26 protein-coding genes are annotated in these 17,437 nt (G+C 54.1%); 15 read left to right on the top strand and 11 right to left on the bottom strand.

The window, feature by feature from the left end; translation table 11 throughout:
* Nucleotides 1-127 precede the first annotated feature (127 nt).
* Nucleotides 128-541, top strand: coding sequence for a VOC family protein (locus ACLIBF_RS11925; RefSeq protein WP_279810268.1), 414 nt, complete (start codon nt 128-130; stop codon nt 539-541).
* 86 nt (nt 542-627) lie between these two features.
* Nucleotides 628-1,278, top strand: a complete 651-nt coding sequence (gene zinT / locus ACLIBF_RS11920) for a metal-binding protein ZinT (protein ID WP_084227783.1) — start codon at nt 628-630, stop codon at nt 1,276-1,278.
* Between the two features lie 125 nt (nt 1,279-1,403).
* Here zinT and ACLIBF_RS11915 read toward each other — a convergent pair whose 3' ends face one another.
* Both ACLIBF_RS11915 and ACLIBF_RS11910 read right to left on the bottom strand, forming a co-directional pair.
* Nucleotides 1,404-1,580: a con-10 family general stress protein gene (locus tag ACLIBF_RS11915; RefSeq protein WP_031377378.1), complete on the bottom strand. Its 177-nt coding sequence runs from the start codon at nt 1,578-1,580 to the stop codon at nt 1,404-1,406.
* Between the two features lie 154 nt (nt 1,581-1,734).
* Nucleotides 1,735-2,100 carry an MmcQ/YjbR family DNA-binding protein gene (locus ACLIBF_RS11910; RefSeq protein WP_031377377.1) on the bottom strand — a complete coding sequence of 122 codons (366 nt, stop codon included), beginning with the start codon at nt 2,098-2,100 and terminating at the stop codon, nt 1,735-1,737.
* A gap of 96 nt (nt 2,101-2,196) precedes the next feature.
* Here ACLIBF_RS11910 and ACLIBF_RS11905 point away from each other — a divergent pair, with 96 nt between their 5' ends.
* Nucleotides 2,197-3,165, top strand: coding sequence for a UV damage endonuclease UvsE (locus ACLIBF_RS11905; RefSeq protein WP_279810269.1), 969 nt, complete (start codon nt 2,197-2,199; stop codon nt 3,163-3,165).
* Nucleotides 3,166-3,213: 48 nt separating this feature from the next.
* On the opposite strand, the gene ACLIBF_RS11900 is transcribed toward ACLIBF_RS11905, so the two are convergent.
* The 3 genes from ACLIBF_RS11900 to ACLIBF_RS11890 form a co-directional block, all read right to left on the bottom strand.
* Nucleotides 3,214-4,077 carry a glucose 1-dehydrogenase gene (locus ACLIBF_RS11900; protein WP_031377375.1) on the bottom strand — a complete coding sequence of 288 codons (864 nt, stop codon included), beginning with the start codon at nt 4,075-4,077 and terminating at the stop codon, nt 3,214-3,216.
* An 89-nt stretch (nt 4,078-4,166) separates the two neighbouring features.
* Nucleotides 4,167-5,015: a manganese catalase family protein gene (locus ACLIBF_RS11895; RefSeq protein ID WP_069728245.1), complete on the bottom strand. Its 849-nt coding sequence runs from the start codon at nt 5,013-5,015 to the stop codon at nt 4,167-4,169.
* A 289-nt stretch (nt 5,016-5,304) separates the two neighbouring features.
* Nucleotides 5,305-5,562, bottom strand: a complete 258-nt coding sequence (locus ACLIBF_RS11890) for a biofilm development regulator YmgB/AriR family protein (protein WP_031377373.1) — start codon at nt 5,560-5,562, stop codon at nt 5,305-5,307.
* Between the two features lie 541 nt (nt 5,563-6,103).
* On the opposite strand from ACLIBF_RS11890, the gene ACLIBF_RS11885 reads away from it, so the two are divergent.
* Nucleotides 6,104-6,328 (top strand): hypothetical protein, encoded by a 225-nt coding sequence (locus tag ACLIBF_RS11885; RefSeq protein WP_031377372.1) that lies wholly within the window; start codon nt 6,104-6,106, stop codon nt 6,326-6,328.
* A 96-nt stretch (nt 6,329-6,424) separates the two neighbouring features.
* On the opposite strand, the gene ACLIBF_RS11880 is transcribed toward ACLIBF_RS11885, so the two are convergent.
* Complete coding sequence (locus ACLIBF_RS11880; RefSeq protein WP_031377371.1) at nt 6,425-6,676, bottom strand: hypothetical protein; 252 nt, start codon at nt 6,674-6,676, stop codon at nt 6,425-6,427.
* 336 nt (nt 6,677-7,012) lie between these two features.
* Between ACLIBF_RS11880 and umuD the strand changes: the two genes are divergently transcribed.
* The 6 genes from umuD to ACLIBF_RS11850 all read left to right on the top strand — a co-directional run bounded on the left by umuD (nt 7,013) and on the right by ACLIBF_RS11850 (nt 10,556).
* Nucleotides 7,013-7,432 carry a translesion error-prone DNA polymerase V autoproteolytic subunit gene (gene umuD / locus ACLIBF_RS11875; RefSeq protein ID WP_069728246.1) on the top strand — a complete coding sequence of 140 codons (420 nt, stop codon included), beginning with the start codon at nt 7,013-7,015 and terminating at the stop codon, nt 7,430-7,432.
* Between the two features lie 2 nt (nt 7,433-7,434).
* The gene (gene umuC / locus ACLIBF_RS11870; RefSeq protein ID WP_031377369.1) at nt 7,435-8,703 is read left to right on the top strand and encodes a translesion error-prone DNA polymerase V subunit UmuC; all 1,269 of its coding nucleotides are present in this window, start codon (nt 7,435-7,437) and stop codon (nt 8,701-8,703) included.
* A 152-nt stretch (nt 8,704-8,855) separates the two neighbouring features.
* Nucleotides 8,856-9,134 carry a hypothetical protein gene (locus ACLIBF_RS11865; RefSeq protein WP_279810270.1) on the top strand — a complete coding sequence of 93 codons (279 nt, stop codon included), beginning with the start codon at nt 8,856-8,858 and terminating at the stop codon, nt 9,132-9,134.
* A 209-nt stretch (nt 9,135-9,343) separates the two neighbouring features.
* Complete coding sequence (locus ACLIBF_RS11860) at nt 9,344-9,958, top strand: TetR/AcrR family transcriptional regulator (RefSeq protein ID WP_069728385.1); 615 nt, start codon at nt 9,344-9,346, stop codon at nt 9,956-9,958.
* A 145-nt stretch (nt 9,959-10,103) separates the two neighbouring features.
* Complete coding sequence (locus ACLIBF_RS11855) at nt 10,104-10,307, top strand: hypothetical protein (protein ID WP_031377366.1); 204 nt, start codon at nt 10,104-10,106, stop codon at nt 10,305-10,307.
* A gap of 108 nt (nt 10,308-10,415) precedes the next feature.
* A complete protein-coding gene (locus tag ACLIBF_RS11850) occupies nt 10,416-10,556 on the top strand; it encodes a hypothetical protein (RefSeq protein WP_227021914.1) in 141 nt (46 codons plus the stop codon).
* Nucleotides 10,557-10,763: 207 nt separating this feature from the next.
* Here ACLIBF_RS11850 and ACLIBF_RS11845 read toward each other — a convergent pair whose 3' ends face one another.
* The 3 genes from ACLIBF_RS11845 to ACLIBF_RS11835 all read right to left on the bottom strand — a co-directional run bounded on the left by ACLIBF_RS11845 (nt 10,764) and on the right by ACLIBF_RS11835 (nt 11,923).
* Nucleotides 10,764-11,036, bottom strand: a complete 273-nt coding sequence (locus ACLIBF_RS11845) for a hypothetical protein (protein WP_069728247.1) — start codon at nt 11,034-11,036, stop codon at nt 10,764-10,766.
* Nucleotides 11,037-11,443: 407 nt separating this feature from the next.
* Nucleotides 11,444-11,674 (bottom strand): YgdI/YgdR family lipoprotein, encoded by a 231-nt coding sequence (locus ACLIBF_RS11840; protein WP_031377364.1) that lies wholly within the window; start codon nt 11,672-11,674, stop codon nt 11,444-11,446.
* A gap of 15 nt (nt 11,675-11,689) precedes the next feature.
* The gene (locus ACLIBF_RS11835) at nt 11,690-11,923 is read right to left on the bottom strand and encodes a YgdI/YgdR family lipoprotein (protein WP_031377363.1); all 234 of its coding nucleotides are present in this window, start codon (nt 11,921-11,923) and stop codon (nt 11,690-11,692) included.
* 306 nt (nt 11,924-12,229) lie between these two features.
* Here ACLIBF_RS11835 and ACLIBF_RS11830 point away from each other — a divergent pair, with 306 nt between their 5' ends.
* Complete coding sequence (locus ACLIBF_RS11830) at nt 12,230-12,910, top strand: SOS response-associated peptidase family protein (protein WP_279810271.1); 681 nt, start codon at nt 12,230-12,232, stop codon at nt 12,908-12,910.
* 68 nt (nt 12,911-12,978) lie between these two features.
* On the opposite strand, the gene ACLIBF_RS11825 is transcribed toward ACLIBF_RS11830, so the two are convergent.
* Nucleotides 12,979-13,182 carry a hypothetical protein gene (locus ACLIBF_RS11825; RefSeq protein WP_031377361.1) on the bottom strand — a complete coding sequence of 68 codons (204 nt, stop codon included), beginning with the start codon at nt 13,180-13,182 and terminating at the stop codon, nt 12,979-12,981.
* 189 nt (nt 13,183-13,371) lie between these two features.
* On the opposite strand from ACLIBF_RS11825, the gene ACLIBF_RS11820 reads away from it, so the two are divergent.
* From ACLIBF_RS11820 to pdxY, 4 genes are all read left to right on the top strand, one after another.
* Nucleotides 13,372-13,686 carry an MliC family protein gene (locus ACLIBF_RS11820; RefSeq protein ID WP_031377360.1) on the top strand — a complete coding sequence of 105 codons (315 nt, stop codon included), beginning with the start codon at nt 13,372-13,374 and terminating at the stop codon, nt 13,684-13,686.
* Nucleotides 13,687-13,711: 25 nt separating this feature from the next.
* Nucleotides 13,712-14,368 carry a pyridoxamine 5'-phosphate oxidase gene (gene pdxH / locus ACLIBF_RS11815; protein ID WP_069728248.1) on the top strand — a complete coding sequence of 219 codons (657 nt, stop codon included), beginning with the start codon at nt 13,712-13,714 and terminating at the stop codon, nt 14,366-14,368.
* Nucleotides 14,369-14,508: 140 nt separating this feature from the next.
* Nucleotides 14,509-15,783, top strand: coding sequence for a tyrosine--tRNA ligase (gene tyrS, locus ACLIBF_RS11810; protein WP_031377358.1), 1,275 nt, complete (start codon nt 14,509-14,511; stop codon nt 15,781-15,783).
* Between the two features lie 56 nt (nt 15,784-15,839).
* Nucleotides 15,840-16,700 (top strand): pyridoxal kinase PdxY, encoded by an 861-nt coding sequence (gene pdxY, locus ACLIBF_RS11805; RefSeq protein ID WP_031377357.1) that lies wholly within the window; start codon nt 15,840-15,842, stop codon nt 16,698-16,700.
* 69 nt (nt 16,701-16,769) lie between these two features.
* On the opposite strand, the gene gstA is transcribed toward pdxY, so the two are convergent.
* Nucleotides 16,770-17,375, bottom strand: coding sequence for a glutathione transferase GstA (gene gstA / locus ACLIBF_RS11800; protein ID WP_031377356.1), 606 nt, complete (start codon nt 17,373-17,375; stop codon nt 16,770-16,772).
* Between the last annotated feature and the right edge of the window lie 62 nt (nt 17,376-17,437).

The raw sequence follows: 17,437 nt of genomic DNA, 5'->3' as shown, positions 1-17,437 counted from the left end.
GGTTAAACCGCGACTTTAACTGACCTCGCCGGGTTTCTTTTTGGCGGGCTAAAATAGAACCTTCACCCGGTGCGGCAGCCTGTCGTTTCGCTTATTGCCGGCCAACTGCAACTATTCGGAGGTCTGTATGCTCAGCTATCTGTTTATTGGTGCGAATGATGTGGCGCTGTCCGGTCACTTTTATCGGGCAGTTCTGCTGCCGCTCGGGTATCTGATTGAGCCCGATGGCGAACAGCTGATTTTTTCGCTGCCGGAGGTGCCCGATCGGCAAAACGGACCCGGTGCCGTCTACATTGCGAAGCCGTGGGATGGCGCAGACGCGCAGCCGGGTAACGGCAACATGGCCGGATTCCGCGCGCCGACGCGGCAAAGGGTTGACGAGCTTTACGCGGCGGGCCTGCGGGCAGGGGGCACAGATGAGGGCGCGCCAGGCATTCGTGAACGCTATAACCCGAATTTTTACGTGGCTTACCTGCGCGATCCGGCAGGCAATAAGCTGGCGCTGTTCTGTAACGACGATCCGGCCTACGCGTCGGTTTAATTGCAGCCGGCGTGCATTTCCTGATTGAAGTTAGAAATGTTATATCATAACATTTCATTTTGTAACTTCTATTGAGGATCGCGACGTTGGCAAATCATACAGGTAAGTGGGCGATGGCGCTGGGCGCGCTGTTGATCAGCAATCAGGTGGCGGCGCATGGCGATCATGCGCACGGCAAACCGTTGTCAGCCATGGAACAGAAAGCGGCGGAAGGGGACTTTGCCGATGCGGATGTTAAAGATCGCCCGCTGTCGGACTGGGATGGCCTGTGGCAGTCGGTCTATCCGCTATTAGAAAGTGGCGAGCTGGACCCGGTATGGCAGAAAAAAGCGCAGCAGGATGGCAGCAAAACGGCGCAGCAGGTTAAAGCTTATTACCGTAAAGGCTACGCGACCAACGTCGACACTATCGGCATCGAAAACGGCGTGATGGAATTTCATATTGGCGATCGGGTCAGCGCCTGCCGCTACCATTATGCCGGCCACCGGATCCTGACCTATACCTCGGGCAAGAAAGGGGTGCGCTACCTGTTCGAATGCCAGGAGGCGAACAGCGATGCGCCGAAATATGTGCAGTTCAGCGATCACACCATCGCACCGCGCAAATCAGCCCACTTCCATATTTTTATGGGTAATCGTTCGCAGCAAGCTTTACTGGCGGAGATGGATAACTGGCCGACCTACTATCCCTGGCAGATGATGAATGCGCAGGTGGTGGATGAGATGCTGCATCATTAAGGATTTGCTTCGGCTTTTGACACACCCGCCCGTAACGGCGGGTTTTCAGGCGACAAACGCGGCCAGCTTATGCAGGTAAATCGCCAATCCGTGGCGTACAAAATCCTAAAGCGCTTCACTCAGATCTACTTAGAGGTGCGCCGACTGACTTTACCGCCCTTGCGGCCAGCTTCCCTGGCTCTTTCAGGATCGTTCTTGAAATTGCCTCCGCTGGCTTTGCCACCGGCACTTCCAGCTTCACTGGCACGGTCCGGGTCATTGGCAAAGTTGCCTGCGCCACCCCGGTATTTCTGTTGTGTCATAGATAGGCCTCGTATCAGGTTCCTTAGATAAGTAGGACTAGCTAGTCACAGCATTAAGTTTAGTTTGCCGGCTGGATTATGCCAGCAAAACGGCAAAATCGAGGCGGCTGTCGCCTCGCTAATCTGTTGATTATCTGCATAAATTGGCGGGATTTCAGCCAACCCATACCGGCCGGCGCGAGGCCGGTATTCCCTTCACCACCTGTTGATACGAATCGTCGACCAGCTGCTGGATCAACCCTTCTGACAGTGCGTCGCCCGGGTAGACGGTGATCCAGTGCTGCTTATTCATATGGTAACCGGCGGTAATAGAGGGATAGATGGCGCGATGCAGTTCCGCCTGCTGCGGCTGGCATTTCAGGGTGATGATCGGCACCCCCCGCAGCACGGTCAGCAGTAGAAACACCTTACCGCACACTTTATAGACCTGATGTGCCGGTCCAAACGGATAGCTGGACTCGGCGGCAGGCAGCCGCTCGGCCGCCTCAATAGCGATGCGCTGGATATCAGCACCCTGCATAGCGAATCTCCTTGTTACCGGGTTGGTCAATCTCTGCCCACTGGCTGAGTGACTGAGGCCTGTTACACTTCTGATAAGCATAAATCAGGAGCAGACATGAAATTAGGCTTTGCATGTAAGTATCTCAACCACGATGGCAAACAGTTTTTCCCGTTCCGCGCCACCACGCGTAAACGGTTTCTGAGTTTACCGCACGATCAACGTAATCAACTGATTTATGAGATATCCGTTACCAACCTTAACCAGCTCTACCTGACGCTGGAGCAGCTGGCGACCTTACCGGAGCCGTTAAGAATGATGCGTATTGGCAGCGATCTGCTGCCGCTTTATACCGTTCCGGAGGCCACGTCGCTGTTTGCCGCGTTTTTACCCGAGCTTCATCCACTGTTCGCCCGCTGCGGTGAACTGGCACGCGCGCACCAGATCCGACTCTCCTTTCATCCGGGGCAATATACGGTGCTGGCGTCAGATAATCCGGATGTGGTGAGCCGCGCGCTGGAGGATGTCGAGTATCACACGCTCTGCGCCTGCCTGATGGGCTACGGCAAACGCTTCCAGGATTTTAAGATCAATATTCATATGAACGGTAAGGCGGGATTCGACGGTTTTAAACGTTCGTTTGGTCAGCTGAGCGAGGAAGCGCGTCGGATGCTGACGGTAGAGAATGACGAAATATCCTGTTCGCTGGATGACGTACTGCAGGCCGCCGCGCTCTGTCCGGTGGTGCTGGATATTCACCATCATTGGGTAAAAGAGAATCAGTTTATCCAGCCTGACGATGCGCGGATTGCCGCGATAATCGCGTCGTGGCGCGGCGTCCGGCCGGTACTGCATTATTCGATTTCACAGGAGGGGATTATTCCGCCGCAGGGCTGGCCGGATCAGCAACAGCTGGGCGTGTCGAAAAGCAAACTGCGGGCGCACTCCGATTACTACTTCAACGACACGCTCAATGACTGGGCATTGTCGTTTCAGGATTTCGACATCATGTGCGAAGTGAAAATGAAGAATCTGGCGCGGGAACAGCTCTACCAGTGGGCGAAACAGCAACAGCGGATAGCATAACGGCCAACAGCTTTCCCCTTGCTGGTCGGGCAGCAAGGGGAAGCGACCTCAAATAATCGCCACGCCGCCGGTGACGGCGACCGTAGCGCCCGAAATATAGCTGGCCTCATCGCTGGCCAGCATCACATAGGTCGGGGCCAGTTCAGCTGGCTGACCGGCGCGCTGCAACGGCACTTCGCTGCCAAAGTTTTTCACCTGCTCAACCGGCATGGTCGACGGGATCAGCGGTGTCCAGATTGGGCCCGGTGCTACTGCATTGGCGCGGATGCCTTTTTCCGCCAGCATGGCGGCGAGGCTGCCGGAAAAGTTGACGATAGCCGCTTTAGTCGCCGAGTAGGGCAGCAGCTTCGGCTTTGGCTGGTCGGCGTTGATCGACGCGGTATTAATGATCGATCCACCCGCTGGCATATGCGGCACTGCCGCTTTGGTGATGCGGAACAGGGCGTAAAGATTGGTTTTCATCGTCCGGTCAAACTCGTCATCGCTGATCTCATCCAGCGATTCACGCGTCATCTGATAAGCCGCGTTGTTCACCAGAATGTTGATCTCACCAAACGCTTCTACCGCTTTCTCAACGATGGCGGAACAGTGTGCTGCCTCGGTAATGTCGCCTGGCACCAGAATCGCTTTCTGGCCTGCGGCTTCGACCAGCCGGGCGGTATCCTGCGCATCTTCATGTTCATCAAGATAAGAGATCAGGACATCAGCCCCTTCGCGGGCAAACGCGATAGCGACCGCCCGACCGATGCCGGAATCGCCGCCGGTAATAATGGCTTTTTTGCCTGCCAGCCGGCCTGAGCCCTGATAACTTTGTTCACCATGATCGGGCTGCGGCTGCATGGCCGAGGTCGTACCGGGCCAGTTCTGTTGCTGTTCGGCAAAAGGGGGTTGGGGGCGTTGAGTCGATGACATGAATATTCCTCCATAAAAATCCGTTAGCGTAAAACAGTCAGTCAGGACCGCCGGAACGGCTGTGGTCCTGACTGACACGCTGGCGTCAATTAAGGTTTCGGTGACGCGACACCGTCAATCTGCTCCTGCTGTGCGCCTGAGCCTGGACGGGCGTTACCGAGCAGCGGCTCATCACCGAGGATCTCCGGCTGCTGTTTTGCACTGAACTGGCCGTGACCGTCGTAGGCCGGGCCATTGCTCCAGCGGCCTTCCGGCAGCGGTTTATCCAGCGAGGTGTTCAGGCAGTAGTAAGAGTGTTCCTGCGCTTCATTTTCCTGCGGGAAGCTGTTTGGAATAGGCAGCGAAGCATTCAGGCCGCCCATCTCTTCAATCACCGCCAGCCACTGCTGCTGGTGCATGGTGTCACGAGCGATCAGGAACGACAGGAAGTCCTTCATCCCTTTATCTTCCGTCATATTGTACAGGCGGGTCGCCAGCACGCGGCCGGTGGCTTCAGCCGTGACGTTAGCCAGCATATCGGCCGCCACGTTGCCGGAAGCATAGATATGGCTCATGTCGAACGGCATACCGTTGGCGTTCACCGGCATCGCTGACAGACCCGATGAAAGGATATGACGCGGGTTCATGCCGCCCAGAATGGCGTTAACCACCGGATCTTTGGCTGAGGCTTCCTGGTAGGAGAGCGGTGCGCCCTCAAGGTTGAGTGCCACTGCATAGCCCAGCATTTCGATATGGCCGAGTTCTTCGGTTGCGGTGGAGATCAGCAGATCCCGAATCCGGGCATCGCCACGCGCGCCCATCGCCTGGAAAAAGTATTGCATCGCCACACGAATTTCACCCTCTACGCCACCGATGGCTTGCTGTAACAGCATGGCGAATTCTGGATCTGGTTTCTCGACGCGAACCGGGAACTGGAGTTTTGATGAATGATGAAACATGATTTTTTTCCTCGTCAGTGTTTGCACTCGATGCAGGAAAAAGCCTGGACAGGGATAGCGAAAAAAGAAAGCGTAACGAGAGCAATTAGTGGATGAGTAAGAGGGGATAAGCGGCAAAAAACCGCGAAAAATGGATAAACGGTTGGTCCGCCGATGAGGGCTGATTACAGTAGAATGATGACGCTGACCACCGGAAAAAAAGGCGTAAAAAAGCCCCGCAGGCGGGGCAAATTCTGGGAAGCAAAAGCATCCGTGCTAATCAGTGATCCCTCACAACAGACACAGGATGTCAGCTGTTACTGGTCGACGACGCATTCTGCAGAACGTGTTCCAGTGCCTGACGATAAATATCCTGTTTAGCCACGTCACGCTCACTCTCCAGACGATGAATCAGGCCCAGCACAATGTCTTTATCGGAAACGTGGGTTTTGTAATGCGCGAGTTCAGCATGGACGGCTGCAATAACTTCTTTCTCGCTGGTAACCGGAGTGCCAGAGTTCATGAAGTATTCAGAAATCTGAGACTCTGTATTGATTGTCGTTTGCATATCAGGCCTCATCAAAAAGGGGGGTAAATGCGCCATTTCAGGTCCGGTCAGCGGACGACGCAAAAAAAGAGCATCTGAAGGTGGAAATCCACGACACCTTCAGATGCGGTGCAATGCACCTTTCGTTACAAGTGACTTAACATCACGGCGCAAAGTTATACAATAACGACAAACTTGTACAACGAAATTCGATAAAATTTTACTGGTCGGTGGTGTATTTTGCATGCATGTTTAAAATAATTAAAGGTTAATTTTTATTAAATATATTTAAATACAAGTGGTTATTTTCTTTTCGCTGCGCTTTTCGCTTTTTCTTTATCAAATTGGCTGAAAAAAATATTTCCGCTCAAGGCTGTACGTCTGGGTGATTTTCCGCAAAAACCTGTACAGGTTCAGACAGTAAAACCGCGCTGACGGGACAGGGGCGGGCGGTACAACGGTGGCAATCTTATTCACCTGGCCGTGAAGCCAGCACAATTCACTTCACACCTGCGCCTCAGAAGGCTAAGGTTTAGCGCTTACTTATCAGAAGGAGATGATCATGATTAACGACTATTTCGCGCTTCCGCCTGCCGGCATCACGCAGGAACAGCACAAGCGCACGGTGGCGGTGGCAGCGGCGCTGGCGGTAGCTAAAGAGTCAGTCAGCGCGTCAACCTCGGCGACCGGTTCAAAAACGGCGTGGGATCTGCAGGCGGTGGCCAATGAAATTGCTAATCTGGCGGATGCGATTCAGGATGCGCTGGAAAGCGATAGCGAAGTGTAAACCTGCGGCCTGAGGCGGCGAGGTGTGGATAGCAGACCGGGCCTCAGCACCGGGTCGCCGCTGAAGCCCGGCAACGCTCTGGCTGCCGGGTAACGCTTATTCTACTGACGGCGGCTCATATTTAATGTACTGCCGTAATGTGTCATGGATCGCCCGGTTATCGCCCTCATCCAGACCGCGTCCGGCATATTCTTTCGCCAGCGCCGCCAGCACATCATCAAACTTACCTTTGTAGTTGAGATTATTCAGCGCAATTTGCTGGCCGAGGATCTCTTTTAATACCGTGGTCTCTACTTTTAGCTGACGGACTTCATCTTCAAGATGTTTGATTCGCGCATCGTCTGACATAACACCTCCATGATTAAACACCGCAGAATAACCATGCCACGCCGGATATTCAAACAACGCAGGCAGCAGACAAACTTTGTCAGATTTTCCTTAAGTCAGAATAATGCATTAGCCGGGCGATTATACCGCCATTCCCGATCAACAAGTCGCGCCGCTCAGCTTGTGCGGTGATAGCGATCGCTTTCTGCTGAATATTACGCCAGCGCAAAAAAACGCCACAAAAAAAAGTGCATTGTCATCAACCCCTTCGCTTAAACCTTTTCCGTTGCGCTTGATTAAAAGGGTAATTCGATATTACTGTGTTTATATACAGTTATCTGGAAAAGGAGTGTTATTATGGAGTTCATCAAACCTGCGGACCTGCGCGCCGTTATGCCGTTGCCGTTGTACATCGAGCGGGTACCCTGCGGATTTCCCTCACCGGCGCAGGATTATGTCGAACAAAGAATTGATTTAAACGCGCTGATGGTTCAGCGACCCAGCGCCACCTATTTTGTCCGGGTGAGCGGTGAATCGATGACAGACGCGGGTATTAACGACGGTGACATGCTGGTGGTCGACAGTTCGCTGACCGCTGCCCATGGCGATATTGTGGTCGCCGCCGTTGACGGTGAATTCACGGTTAAACGCCTCCAGCTCCATCCCTGCCTGCAACTGATGCCGATGAATACCCAGTTCAAGCCGATCGCCATTAAAACGGAAGATGCGCTTGAAGTGTTCGGTGTGGTGACCTTCGTTATTAAATCGACCCATTAATCATGTTCGCGCTGGTCGACGTGAACAGTTTTTATGCCTCATGTGAAACGGTGTTCCGGCCCGATCTGCGCGGCAAGCCGGTGGTGGTGCTGTCGAATAACGACGGCTGTGTCATTGCGCGCAGCGCTGAGGCGAAAAGGGTGGGCATCAAAATGGGCGCACCCTATTTTAAAATGCGTGAAGAACTGACGCGTCATGGGGTGCAGGTCTTCAGCTCGAACTATGCGCTCTACGCCGATATGAGCCAACGCGTAATGACCATCCTGGAAGAGATGGCACCTTCGGTTGAGATCTACTCGATCGACGAAGCGTTTCTGAATCTGACCGGCGTGCAGAACTGTACGGCGCTGGAAACCTTTGCCCGCCAGGTCCGCCAACGGGTGCTGAAAGAGACGCATCTGACCGTCGGCGTCGGCATTGCCCAGACCAAAACCCTGGCGAAGCTGGCTAATTTTGCCGCCAAGAAGTGGAGCAAAACCGGCGGCATCGTCGATCTGTCCGATCCTGAGCGGCAGAAAAAGCTGCTGGCGTTGATTGATGTCGCCGAGGTGTGGGGCGTAGGTCGCCGCATCGCGAAACGGCTGAATGCGATGGGGATCGAGACCGCGCAGGATCTGGCTGCCCAGAGTACTCCGACCATTCGCAAGCATTTTAATGTGGTGCTGGAGCGTACGGTCAGGGAGCTGCGCGGCGAGCCTTGTCTGGAAATGGAAGAGTTCACTCCGGTGAAGCAGCAGATCATCTGTTCGCGATCGTTTGGCAGCCGTATCTCCGATTACAATCAGATGCGGCAGGCCATCTGCGCCTACGCCGAACGGGCGGCAGAAAAACTGCGGCGGGAGAAACAATATTGCCGTCAGGTCGGGGTATTTGTGCGTACCAGTCCACATGCGGTCAACGAAACTTTCTATGGCAATCAGTCTACCGGTCAGCTGCTGACCCCAACCCATGACACGCGTGACATTATCCGCGTCGCCATGGCGTGCCTGGATAATATCTGGATAGAGGGCCACCGCTATATGAAAGCCGGTGTCCTGCTGGGCGATTTTTTCAGTCAGGGCGTAGCCCAGCTTAATCTGTTCGATGAGATGCCACCGCGCGCTGACAGCGAGGTGCTGATGCAGCTGGTTGACCGCATCAACCAGAAAGGCCGGGGAAAGCTGTGGTTTGCCGGGCAGGGCATCCATAAAGAGTGGGCGATGAAACGCGAGATGCTGTCGCCCGCTTACACTACCCGTCTGACCGATTTACCGGTCGCGAGAGTGAAATAAGCGCCCGCTGTTTTTACTGCCGCCGTAGCATAATGATTTCCGGATAAAAGCTTTTTTTATCACGCAGTGAAATTATCGGGCCGTTATCCTTTACCTGGCCCGACCAGTTGTTAGCTGGTCGGGTGTATTGATAAAATATTTAGGTAAATGTGATGAATTTTAGACAATTTGAAAACAGAATTAATCAGTGGCCAGCCATACATTTCACCGCGATAGTAAAAAACCGTCGCGAAGAGGAATATGAAATTTATGCAGTCGATGAGAGCAATAATATAAAATCTCAGCTATTTATCTGCTTTGCGGATAATGAAAGCCATGCCAGCTTGCTTATTAAACAGTTTGCGCTGTGGCTGATCAAAATAAATAGCGAGAAACGCCGCCAGCAAAAGGCCGAACGTCACGCTGAGGCAGCATTATTGCTGGATAAATAAGCGACGGGATTGTTCTGATACCGGGAAAATAGGTTCGCACAAAAAAGCATAAATTGAGTAACATCGTTAACCATTAAGGCGATTAAATTGTCACGCAGCCGACCCCATGCCTGAAGATAAAGTATCAGCGCGGTATACTTATTATCAGCGGCTGGGATACAATCCCCTGTTGATTTTTACGGGAGCACCTTTCCCCCTGGCCGGTAATGATGATCACGATAGCCACAGCGCATAAAAACAAAGAGCGGGGCCGCCCCAGAGAGTTTGATATTGAACAGGCTCTGGACCACGCCATGATTGTTTTTCGGCAAAAAGGGTATCACGCGGCATCACTGAGCGAGCTGGGCGAGGCGATGAACCTCTCTGCTGGCAGCATCTACAAGGCGTTTAAAGATAAACGCTCCCTGTTTCTGCAGGTGTTTGAACGTTATCTGCTGCTGCGTAATGCCGAGCTGCGCCGCCGGCTGCTGCCCTGTACCAGCGGACGGGCAAAAATAGCGGAACTGCTGCAGTTTTATCTCGATTCCGCGCGTGCCGTTGAAGGGCGACGCGGCTGTCTGGTGGTCGCCAGCGCGATTGAATTGCAGACGCTGGATGAGGCGCTGGCGCTCCGCATCAATCAGGTGGTGGTGCGTAATCAGTGCTTTCTGGTTTCGCTGCTGGAGCAGGGACAGCAGGATGGCTCTGTCTCCGCCACGCTGGATGTTGAGTCGGCTGCCGGACTGATCCTCTGCATTGCCTATGGGATGCGGGTGGCGGGCAAGGTCAGCGATGTGGCAGACGAACAACAGACCCTTGCCCTGGCATTAAAAGTGCTGGGTTAAAATTTAGCTAATTAGGAGGCGAGCGCTTCCTAAATTTATCGGTAAACGGACAGAGGGAACCCACAGCGAACAAGAGAAACGCGATGGCAACGATCATAACCCGCGGCGGGACAATCGCCGCCCGCCAGATGCCCGGGAGCGAGCAGTGACAGACGACGACCTGACGATTAATGATGAAATTCGCGCCCTGATAGGAAAAGTGGTCTCACGCCTGATCAGGCCCGATGAAGTGCTGAGTGTTCATGAGATCATCACTGCGCTGCACAGTTTGCGCGTCCGTTCACCTGACCGTAATACGCGCTTATCCTGTCGGAAAGCGATTCGCATTCTGGCGCGTAAACTCCATTAGCCCCGCGCTTTTCAGTCAGAGAAATTCTGCGGTGCGCTTTCCGAACCGCTTATTGTGTGCCAGGCTTTTCTGCTCCATTATCCTGCGTAGAAAATTAAGGCCTGTTTCGTGAAAACCTCAATCTTACTGACCCTGGTGGCCGCTATCGGCTGTTCCGTTTTTGCCGCCCGTGGCGGGTTCGAAACCCATGCGACACAACATCCGTCGCATCAGAGCGTAACCGAAAACGGCGAGCCACTGACTGAATAGGCGAACTGGCTAGCGCCACAGTTGGCCCGGACAGGTCAGCCTGCCGTTGCCCTGCACGCGGCAGAGCACAGGATTCGCTTCTCAGCTGGCTCGTCTGAAGCAGCATGACGCGGTAATAGCATGACGCGGTAATAAAAGGCGGGCAGCGGGGCGATACGGGCACCGGAGAAGGTGCCCTCGGCAGAAATGTCAGCCGGAGAGGAAGGATTAACGATAGTTTTTAAGTTCAACCGGTTCCTGTCCGGTCACCACCAGCCAGTTCAGCTCGGCCCGATCGCGGGTTGAAGCATTGATAAAACTTTTCAGCCAGTTGCGCGCATCAGCAATTTGCGCCACGCGATCGTCGTTACTCTCATTTTCAGCCATCTCACCCAACTGTCGAATCAGTGATACCAGCGTAATATCCTGTTGTTCAAACGCCAGGTTAATGGCGGCTTCACCAAGAATCATATGACCGGTTGATTTATCGTGAAATACCATGGGTAACCTCCTGAGTGAAAATGTAAATAACACAATAATTATTCTAGTTAAAGGCAGCTTAAACGAAAGTGGAATCCCCTAAGGCAGACGCTATTAAAGTCATCAGCAAATAAAATGAACTTTTTCCTATCCGGTTAACTTACTGATATCTGGCTAAAACGTTACGCCTTACTATTTTTGACGCCACTCGGGGTACGCATAATACCGGTAACAAAAGCTGGATGAGCCTGAAATTCAGATAAGCGAAGGGGCGGAATAAAGCGCGGCAGTAGCACCGGACAGCCCGACACAGCTGAAGGGCAGCGGTGTTAAGGGCGCACTGCAGCACAGGCCGCGATTAACGTTTCAGCTAAAAAAAGGCAAAAATAAAGCCGCCAGGCGGCGGCTTTATAACGGAATATCCGTAATTATTTATTTGGCACTTCAGAAACAGCTTTAACGTCAGCTTTATTAATTTGCTGCTTAACGCCGTTGGCATCTTTATAAGCCAGCAGACCGGCATCTGACTCAGAAGGTTTGCCATCACTAATAATGGTGCGTCCATCATTGGTATGAATAGCATAGCTGGTACGGGTGCAACCGGTTAATACGGTCATACCAATCAATGCAGCAAGAGGTAAAATCAGCGCTTTTTTCATCGTATTCACCTTATATTAGTTGTCGAGTTCACTCATGTTACTAATTTCATTGCGATTGATTTGCTCGGTTTTACCGGTCTGAGCATCGCGGTATGAGACCAGTCCGGTATCATCATCAATTTGTGGCTTGCCATCGGTAACAATAGTGCGGCCATCGGTAGTCTTAATCGATTGATTAGATGCGCAACCCGCCAGGGTGCCTAAACAAAGGGCCACCAAAGCGACAGCCGAGAGGGATTTCATTTTCATTTTTTCATCTCCTTGAAGTAAATCCAGACGTATACAGCATAGACGCCTTTATAAATTTTGCTGGCTCTGTAGCGCTTCGTTGGCTAATTTTTGGCCAGAAAGGCGCGTGCAGGGGAATAATCGTCCACCTGTGCGCCGGATATAGCATTTATTGCCAATGAAAGCAGTCGGGCAGGTTATTTGTCCGCCTGGTTAAAGGATACGCAAATAATCCGCAGTAAAAAGGTCAGACCAGTAAAATTAATCTCACTGCCGCCGTCCAGGTGGTGCCGTCGGCGTCAGCTATGCTTAACCATGGAGGTGCTTATGTGTGGACGATTTGCGCAGTACAGCAGCCGGAATGACTATTTCGATGCGCTGGGGATTCCGGAAGATGAAATTATTTACGATCCGCAACCGATCGGCCGCTACAACGTGGCGCCCGGTAGCCGGGTGCTGTTGCTTAACCAGCACGATAACCAGCTGCATCTTGATCCGGTGCTGTGGGGGTACGGTCCCGACTGGTGGCACAAGGCCCCGTTGATCAATGCGCGCAGCGAAACCGCGGCGCAGGGACGGATGTTTAAACCGTTGTGGGCACAGGGTCGCGCTATCGTGCCAGCCGATGGCTGGTACGAATGGAAAAAACAGGGCAAGCAGAAGCAGCCGTGGTTTATCTACCATCGTCACCAGCAACCGCTGTTCTTCGCCGCTATCGGCAAAGCGCCTTATGACCGCGAGCACGGCAAAGAGGGATTTGTGATTGTGACTGCCGCCAGCGATAAGGGGATGGTTGATATTCACGATCGGCGGCCGCTGGTGCTGGAAGCCAGCGCAGTAACTGAGTGGCTAAGTGCGGAGACGACGCCAGAACGGACGGTTGAGATTGCGCAGCAGGCGGCGTTACCGGAGCAGGCGTTTGCCTGGCACCCGGTGAGCCAGGCGGTGGGGAATATTCATCATCAGGATGCCAGCCTGATCGCGGAGATTGATGACCCGGCAGAGTGAGCCGCTACCGGGTCGGACAGGGCTGATAACCGTGCCGATCAACTGGGTGCGCCGATCGGCAGGGGCGATCAGAGGAGCGAGTCTTCCCCGGCTTTGGCGGCCGCTTTCTCGGCTTTCATCGCATTGATCGGATCGGAGGCGCTCAGCCAGCGATCGAATTTCTGGTAGGTGTCGATAAAGGTTTTAAAGTAGCTACTGGCTATGGTGGCGTTCTCTTTGTGGTTCATAAACGCGACTGCCAGTTTGAACGCATCTTCGTTATCAAATTTCATTTTTGTCTCCCTCGCTTCAGATCTATAGAGCGTAGCCTGATTAAGCCGCGCGTGCATTCAGACAACCGGCTGATAAACCGCAATAAAGCACCTCAATCTCAGCTGTCGGCCAGATTGGCGTTGATTCCCACTTACTTCACGTCAAATCCTTCTTATAATGCCAGCTTCACTCGTGAAGGAGACCCGCTTATGTTGAAAGGATTAACCGTTGCCGCTGCGCTGCTGCTGTCGGGCTGTAGCCTGATGCATAAACAGCCACCGGCGCCCCAGACCCTGCACTACCGCTGCGGTACCTTGCCGCTGACCGTCACCCTTGATGAAGCACAGCAGCAGGTCAGCTTTATTATGGATGGTCAGCCGCTGACGCTAAAACAGACGGTATCCGCCTCGGGTGCCCGCTACAGCGACGGCAACTATGTCTTCTGGTCCAAAGGAAACGGCGCGTTTATCGAACGTAACGATAAAATTGTCGTTAATGATTGTGAGCTGCAACCCGCCAGCTGACTGTTTATCTGAATGAGCGAACATTATGAGCGACAGCGATACGCTACACACCATTGCCCACCTGCGGCGTGAATATACCCGCGGCGGGCTGCGCCGTAAGGATCTGCCGGACGATCCTATCGTGCTGTTTGAACAGTGGCTGAGCCAGGCCTGCGAAGCGAAGCTGCCCGATCCGACGGCGATGACCGTGGCGACGGTGGATGAAGAGGGGCAGCCGTGGCAACGCATCGTTCTGCTGAAGCATTTTGATGCGCAGGGCATGGTGTTCTATACCAATCTGGGCAGCCGTAAGGCCTTGCAGCTGGCGCACAACCCGCGTATTTCGCTGCATTTCCCGTGGCACTTTCTGGAGCGTCAGGTGCTGGTGCTGGGTGAGGTCGAGAAGCTGTCGCCGCTGGAGGTGCTGAAGTACTTCCACAGCCGTCCGCGTGACAGCCAGATTGGTGCCTGGGTGTCGAAGCAGTCGAGTCGCATCTCCGCGCGCGGCATACTGGAAGGCAAGTTCCTTGAGCTTAAGCAGAAGTTCCAGCAGGGCGAGATCCCGCTGCCCAGTTTCTGGGGCGGCTACCGGGTGAAATTTCATACGGTGGAGTTCTGGCAGGGGGGCGAACATCGCCTGCACGATCGTTTCCTCTATCAGCGCGATCACGACGGCTGGAAAATCGACCGACTGGCACCCTGAATCGGTAAGATTCCCGCCTTTCAGCGCTGGCACAGAAGGCGTCAGCGCTTTATGCTATAGCCCTCATTTTTTTCGATTCCGCAACTCAGCGGAAAGCTGTGTACCAGCATAGGTGCAGTCTGATCAATTTGGAGTCAGTGATGACCAGCAGTAACCTGATACAACAATTGCAAGAGAGGGGCCTGATCGCCCAGGTGACGGATGAAGACGCGTTAACAGAGAAACTGGCGCAGGGGCCAATTTCGCTCTATTGCGGCTTTGATCCCACTGCTGACAGCTTGCATTTGGGCCATCTGGTACCGCTGCTCTGCCTGAAGCGTTTTCAGGATGCCGGACACAAGCCGGTCGCGCTGGTTGGCGGTGCTACCGGCCTGATTGGCGACCCCAGCTTTAAAGCAGCAGAGCGTAAACTCAATACCAGCGAAACCGTCAACGAATGGGTTGAAAAGATCCGCCAGCAGGTGGCGCCATTCCTTGATTTCGATTGCGGTAGCAACAGCGCTATCGCCGCCAATAACTATGACTGGTTTGGCAGCATGAATGTGCTGACCTTCCTGCGTGATATTGGTAAGCACTTCTCAGTGAACCAGATGATCAATAAAGAAGCGGTGAAGCAGCGTCTGAACCGTGACGATCAGGGCATCTCCTTCACTGAGTTTTCCTATAATCTGCTGCAGGGCTACGACTTCGCCTGCCTCAATGAGCGTCACGGCGTCTCGCTGCAGATTGGCGGCTCCGATCAGTGGGGCAACATTACCTCCGGTATCGATCTGACCCGTCGTCTGCATCAGAATCAGGTGTTTGGCCTGACGGTTCCGCTGATCACCAAGTCTGACGGCACTAAATTCGGTAAAACCGAAGGCGGCGCGGTCTGGCTGGATGCGAAGAAAACCAGTCCTTATAAGTTCTACCAGTTCTGGATCAACACCGCGGATGCCGATGTTTACCGGTTCCTGAAGTTCTTTACCTTCATGAGCATTGAAGAGATCAATGCGCTGGAAGAAGAAGACAAAAACAGCGGTACCGCGCCACGTGCGCAGTATGTACTGGCCGAGCAGGTCACCCGCCTGGTGCACGGTGAGGAAGGTCTGGCCGCCGCGAAACGGATTACCGCCAGCCTGTTCTCCGGTTCGATCAGCGAAATGACCGAAGCCGATTTCGAACAGCTGGCGCAGGATGGCATGCCGACCATCACCCTGAGCGCGGAGGACGATCTGCAGCAGGCGCTGGTAAAAGCGGAGCTGGTGCCGTCACGCGGTCAGGCTCGCACCATGATCGGCTCAAACGCCGTCTCACTCAACGGTGAGAAGCAGTCGGACGCGGAGTACCGCTTCAGCGACAGCGATAAGCTGTTTAATCGCTACACGCTGCTGCGTCGCGGCAAGAAACATTACTGCCTGATTAACTGGCAGTAAGATTTCAGGGCCGGTTTCCGGCCCTTTTTTATGGCAAGGCAGGACAGGGCAAACAAGTGAAAAATATTTTAGCGATTCAGTCGCACGTTGTTTTTGGTCATGCCGGTAACGCGGCGGCCGAGTTTCCGATGCGCCGCATGGGCGCGAACGTCTGGCCGCTGAACACCGTACAGTTTTCCAACCATACGCAATATGGTCACTGGACCGGCACGGTGATGCCAGCCACCCATCTGACCGATATCGTGAAAGGTATCGCCGACATCGACCGCCTGAAGACCTGTGATGCGGTGCTGAGCGGCTATCTGGGATCGGCGGAACAGGGCGAACAGATTTTAGAGATTGTCCGCCAGGTCAAAGCGGCTAATCCCGACGCCTGGTATTTCTGCGATCCGGTGATGGGCCATCCTGAAAAGGGCTGTATCGTAGCGCCGGGCGTGGCGGAGTTTCACTGTAAAATGGCGATGCCGGCCAGCGATATCATCGCCCCGAATCTGCTGGAACTGGAAATGCTGAGCGAGCGCAGCATTACCGACGTTGATGCCGCGGTAGACGCCGCGCGGGCGCTGATCGCCCAGGGACCAAAAGTGGTGCTGGTAAAACATCTGGCGCGGGCGGGCCGTCGCAGCGATCGCTTTGAGATGCTGCTGGTCACCGCCGAAGATGCCTGGCACATCAGTCGTCCGCTGGTTGATTTCGGCGTACGGCAACCGGTTGGCGTGGGCGATCTGACCAGCGGCCTGCTGCTGGTGAATCTGCTGCACGGCAAAAGCTTACAGGATGCGCTGGAGCACGTGACGGCGGCAGTGTATGAAGTGATGCTGAAAACCCATCAGATGGGCGAGTATGAACTGCAACTGGTGGCCGCGCAGGATGCGATTGCCGCGCCGACCCAGCACTTCGCGGCTGAAAAGCTGTAAAACAGAGCAGGGCCGGATCATCGGCCCTGTTCACGTAGCGGCTCATTTTTTGCTGAGGTAGCACCAGACTCAGTGTAAGCCTTCCGCCGTTAACGCCGCCTGCACCGCTGGCCGCGCCGTCACCCGACTGAACCAGCTCTCCAGCGCCGTACAGGCCGATAAATCGAGCCTGAGCGCTCTGGCCCAGCGCGTCACCACATACAGATAGGCATCGGCCACGCTAAAGCGCAGCCCCATCAGCCACTGCTTGTCACGCAGCGCCTCATCCACAAAGCGGAACTTAGCCGTCAGCAGGGTCCGCGCCCGGCTTTTTTCCTCTTCCGTGCTATCCGGACGAAACAGCGGGGTAAAACTTTTGTGCAGTTCGCTGCTGATGTAGCTCAGCCATTCCACGGTGTGATAGCGCGTCAGGCTGCCGACCGGAGCCAGCAGATGGCGGTCAGGCTTGAGGTCCGCCAGATACTGCACAATCGCCACGCCTTCGGTCAGTACCGTGCCGTCGCTGAGCTGCAGCGCCGGTACCTGTCCTTTGGGATTGATTTGCCAATAATCGTCGCCACGTTCCGTGATTTTTTTTGCCAGATCAACATTCACCTGCGTGAAGTCGAGCCCGCATTCGCGCATGACAATGTGGGGTGAGAGAGAACAGGCACCCGCTTTGCAAAACAGTTTCATGACCAGCCTCCTTGATGCGATGGGATCATTGCATCATAAGGGCCTGGCCCGGAATTGCCAGT

This window comes from Pantoea sp. PGP6 (genome assembly GCF_053474785.1).
The sequence above is the reverse complement of the archived record's forward strand: the minus strand, read 5'-3'. Positions and strand labels throughout refer to the sequence as shown.